Here is a 1067-nt window from a genome sequence, read left to right on the forward strand (position 1 = left end):
AAGATAGGCACGGCGGACGTCGTTGTTCTCGACATGCGCCAGCTGTCGCTCGATCGCATCGGGGTGCCATTTTCTGCTCTCGTTGAGGAGGCTGCTGGCCATCGCGCGGAAGCCGTGGCCCGTCATCTGTGTCTTGTCGTAGCCCAGCCGGCGCAGGGCGGCATTGATGGTGTTGTCGGAGATGGGGCGAGAGTCCGACCGGACGCTTGGGAAAAGTAGCTTCGACCTGCCGCTCATTTCTCGAAGTTCCGCAAGGAGCGCAAGCACCTGCTTGGAGAGGGGGACCCGATGCGGGCGGCCCATCTTCATCTTCTCGCCGGGGATGATCCAGACCTTTGCTGAAAGGTCGAACTCTGCCCACTCAGCGGCGCGCAGTTCGCCCGGACGCACAAAGACGTGTGGGGCGATCCGAAGCGCCAGGGCAACCGATGGCTGGCCCTCGTAACCGTCGATGGCGCGCAAGAGCGCGCCGACCTTGTCGGGTTCGATGATCGCGGCATGATGCTTGACCTTGGGCGTGATCAGGGCGCCCTGGAGATCGGCGGTCACGTCTCGCTGGGCCCGGCCGGTGGCGATCGCGTAACGAATGACGCTGCTGCAGGTGCTGCGGAGGCGTCGTGCCGTCTCATAGCGGCCTCGGACCTCTACAGTCCTCAATACGGTGAGCAGTTCAGGCGCGCTGATGTCGCCGATCGGTCGGGTGCCGATCAATGGGTTGGCGAAACCGATCAACCACCGCACCTTTTCGAGCGTCTTCGCCGCTCGCCCCTCCGCCTCGATCTTCCTCAGCCATTCGTCGGCGACGGTGGCGAACGTATCTCCGGCCGAAATGCTGCCGACGCCGCGAGTCAGTTTGCCGTAGGAGGAGGGGTTGATGCCTTTCTCGAGCAGCTTCCGGGCATTCTCTCGGCGCTCACGCGCCTCCTTGAGGGATACGTCCGGGTAGACGCCCAGGGCGACGGTGCCGCGTTTGCCGTCATGTCGGTAGTCCCATCGCCAGTACCGACCACCGCCAGGCTGAACGAGGAGGTACATGCCGTGCATGTCCTGAGTCTTGAATGCTTTTT

1 protein-coding gene is annotated in these 1067 nt (G+C 63.4%); it reads right to left on the minus strand.

Annotation, left to right across the window (positions count from 1 at the left end):
* Window positions 1–1044: tyrosine-type recombinase/integrase (locus tag SPI01S_RS21595; RefSeq protein ID WP_157084839.1), on the minus strand; the 1044-nt coding region annotated here is incomplete at its 3' end.
* Window positions 1045–1067 lie beyond the last annotated feature (23 nt).

Origin of the sequence: Sphingomonas pituitosa NBRC 102491, assembly GCF_001598435.1 — a bacterium.
Taxonomy (GTDB): domain Bacteria; phylum Pseudomonadota; class Alphaproteobacteria; order Sphingomonadales; family Sphingomonadaceae; genus Sphingomonas; species Sphingomonas pituitosa.